Source organism: Providencia sp. PROV261, from assembly GCF_028477945.1.
GTDB classification, from domain to species: Bacteria; Pseudomonadota; Gammaproteobacteria; order Enterobacterales; family Enterobacteriaceae; genus Providencia; species Providencia stuartii.
This window is the reverse complement of the sequence record NZ_JAMPMC010000083.1, coordinates 1-2,876: the sequence shown is the minus strand read 5'-3', so window position 1 is coordinate 2,876 and position 2,876 is coordinate 1. Positions and strand designations below refer to the sequence as shown.

General features: G+C 40.7%; 6 protein-coding genes. 5 read left to right on the top strand and 1 reads right to left on the bottom strand.

The features are described from left to right. The 4 genes from PR675_RS20595 to PR675_RS20580 all read left to right on the top strand — a co-directional run. The coding region (locus PR675_RS20595) for an antirestriction protein (protein ID WP_272582969.1) at window positions 1-133 on the top strand (133 nt) is incomplete at its 5' end. 96 nt (window positions 134-229) lie between these two features. Then, window positions 230-1,051, top strand: coding sequence for a DUF932 domain-containing protein (locus PR675_RS20590; protein ID WP_272582968.1), 822 nt, complete (start codon window positions 230-232; stop codon window positions 1,049-1,051). A gap of 17 nt (window positions 1,052-1,068) precedes the next feature. Beyond that, window positions 1,069-1,551 carry a JAB domain-containing protein gene (locus PR675_RS20585; RefSeq protein WP_272582967.1) on the top strand — a complete coding sequence of 161 codons (483 nt, stop codon included), beginning with the start codon at window positions 1,069-1,071 and terminating at the stop codon, window positions 1,549-1,551. 8 nt (window positions 1,552-1,559) lie between these two features. Further along, complete coding sequence (locus tag PR675_RS20580) at window positions 1,560-1,781, top strand: DUF987 family protein (RefSeq protein WP_272582966.1); 222 nt, start codon at window positions 1,560-1,562, stop codon at window positions 1,779-1,781. A gap of 189 nt (window positions 1,782-1,970) precedes the next feature. On the opposite strand, the gene PR675_RS20575 is transcribed toward PR675_RS20580, so the two are convergent. After that, on the bottom strand, window positions 1,971-2,297 hold the full coding sequence (locus PR675_RS20575) for a DUF1622 domain-containing protein (protein ID WP_006662575.1): 327 nt from the start codon (window positions 2,295-2,297) through the stop codon (window positions 1,971-1,973). A gap of 152 nt (window positions 2,298-2,449) precedes the next feature. Between PR675_RS20575 and PR675_RS20570 the strand changes: the two genes are divergently transcribed. Continuing rightward, complete coding sequence (locus tag PR675_RS20570) at window positions 2,450-2,623, top strand: hypothetical protein (protein WP_272582965.1); 174 nt, start codon at window positions 2,450-2,452, stop codon at window positions 2,621-2,623. Window positions 2,624-2,876: the final 253 nt, after the last annotated feature.

The following is a 2,876-nucleotide window of genomic DNA, read 5'->3' as shown; positions in this document are numbered from 1 at the left end:
AGTCTGTTTACTGGTGTATAGCATCTGGTCATTTAAAACCGAAAGCCCTGTGCTGGTGGAATATTTTTACCTGTTGCGTGATTACGCTATACAGCATCCGGAGCAAGCTCAAATCTTTCGCCTTATAGACTGATTTATCTGTCACGGTTTTATCTTTCCCCCCACCAGCAATCTTCATTTAATCCATTTATCGAATGATTTATCAGTTTAATTATTGAGGAGAACCCCTATGTCTCGTTTAGCTTCCCGTTTTGGCAATGCTTGCTCTATTCGTCGTGACCGCCCGCTAACTACCGAAGAGTTATTTCGCACAGTACCCAGTGTGTTTTCAGAAGAAAAACACGAATCCAGAAGTGAACGTTATACTTACATCCCTACGATTACCTTATTGGATAGTCTTCAAAAAGAAGGCTTCTATCCGTTCTTTGCTTGCCAGACCCGTGTACGTGATGCTAGTCGCCGAGAGCACACCAAGCATATGTTACGTCTACGTCGTGAAGGTCAAATCACCAGTCAGCAAGTGCCTGAGATTATCTTGCTCAATAGTCATGATGGCTCATCGAGTTATCAGATGTTACCGGGGATGTTCCGATTCGTTTGTCAGAATGGCTTAATTTGCGGACAAACCTTTGGTGAGGTGCGTGTACCGCATAAAGGTGATGTGGTGGAAAAAGTGATTGAAGGGGCTTATGAAGTGTTAGGGCTATTTGAACGCATGGATGAGCAACGTGATGCCATGCAGTCCCTATTATTACCGCCACCAGCCCAACACATCTTTGCTCAATCTGCTCTCACATATCGTTATGGTGAAGCACATCAACCTGTGACCGAAGCGCAAGTATTACAGCCACGCCGTGTTGAAGATAAGAAGGACGATCTTTGGACGGTGTACCAACGTTTGCAAGAAAATTTAATTAAAGGGGGATTATCAGGCAGAAATGCGAAAGGTAAACGCGCTCGCACGCGTTCAGTGAATGGGATTGATGGTGATGTGAAGCTTAACCGAGCCTTGTGGGTGATGGCTGAAAATATGCTTCAACTAGCCTCGTAATGATGGAGATATTAACGATGGAGAGTATCAATACTTATACGAATACCTTAACACTGCTTCCTAATGAACAACGTACTATCAAACGTGCGTTGACCATACTGGTTAAGTATCTGCGTGAACCGGGTATTGCTTTTACATCAACGCAAAATGTGAGGGATTGGTTACGGCTAAAAATGTCAGCATTAGAGCGTGAAGCGTTTATTGTGCTCTACTTGAATCAACAAAATCAGTTGATAAGCAGTGAAACCCTGTTTGCTGGCTCGATTAGCAGCACACAGGTTTATCCTCGTGAAGTCGTCAAACGAGCACTTCATTTTAATGCTGCTGCCGTTATCTTTGCACACAATCATCCGTCAGGCGATATCACGCCAAGCCAAGCGGATAAATCTATCACGCAACAATTAATAAAAGCATTGCAGCTAATTGAAGTACGAGTGCTTGACCATCTGATCATCGGTGGTCAGCAAATCTTCTCTTTCGCTGAGCATGGCTTAGTATGAGGTGAACCATGAATATCATCCGTAAATCCGCAGCAATGAAGATCCATCAGCAACATTTAGGCTCTCGCCTTGCTCGTTATTGTAGGGGAAAGTATCAATGGGTTGGTAATAGCGAGCATTATATTGGTAAGGAGGTGCCAGATTGTCGTGGCGTGTTAGCTGTTTATGTTGAACGTCGCCAAGACAGAGATGGCCCTTATGCGTGTGTCATGTGTGTGACATTGAATTGAATAAGTACTGATCACTTTGAGTTTATCCTATATTGGATGGATAAATTAAGCCTACTTCCACTTTGATTAGTATTCAATGGCACATATCAAACCGTTGGATCTTAACTGAATTGGGGTTCAAGGTGCTCAATAAAATGTTATCACAATAAGATGGTTATCTTCACATAAAAATAAAAAGCGAAGCAGATTTTATTTAGTCTGATGCTCTAATTCTTTCGCTAAAAAATAATTTAAGAAAGTACGTATCACTGCAATGATCCCAAGCTTAATCAGGCTATCTAAATCAGGATCAACGGTTGTGGCTAAGATATCGGCGGCGAGCTGAAACTCTAATGCCATCGCAAGCCAACGCCCAAAACAGTAACGAGCAACGCTTTCACCTTTTAATCGCCCTAGCACTATCAATGTGTTACCTAGCCCAATCACAACACAAATCACTGAGAGTGTTTCTAAGAGTAACTGTAAAAATTGAACACCCTCACCTAACAACTCACGTAAAAAATGCAAATCAAACATGGAGAGCCCTAATCATGCATTGAATCAGTTTAATCGATGAATATAGAACAACATACAACGTACCCAAAGAAAATCAAAGCAACTTAACCTTGAGAAACAAACTTGACGTTGGAGACGAATACCGGCGTTTTTGAAGATAAGGAGGATAATTTTTGAACAAAAATAAACGTATACAGGAGAATTCAATTAAAAGCGTTCAAGTCGTAACGCCAAAAGGGAAACACTCACGTACCCACTTTGTGAATGGGATTGATGAAGATATTAAACCCAATAAAGCACTTTGGGTGCTGACAGAAAATATATGCCCTATTTTATCATTCACTTGAAACCTCTCTTTTTACTTGATGAAGTTAAATAGCTCAAAGATACAATCGTAGTCGCTTTTAATTTATATTAATATATTATATAAAATTACATATCGTTTTATTTATGACCCTCTAAAAAAAGGAGCTCAGTATGACTAAATTCCAAACGATCACTCACAACATTTCAACTAATTTAGCTGATCTTGGACAACATATTCCTGATGTGATGAAAAACTTTTCAGGGTTAGTCTCTTCAGGAACAAAAGACGGTGCG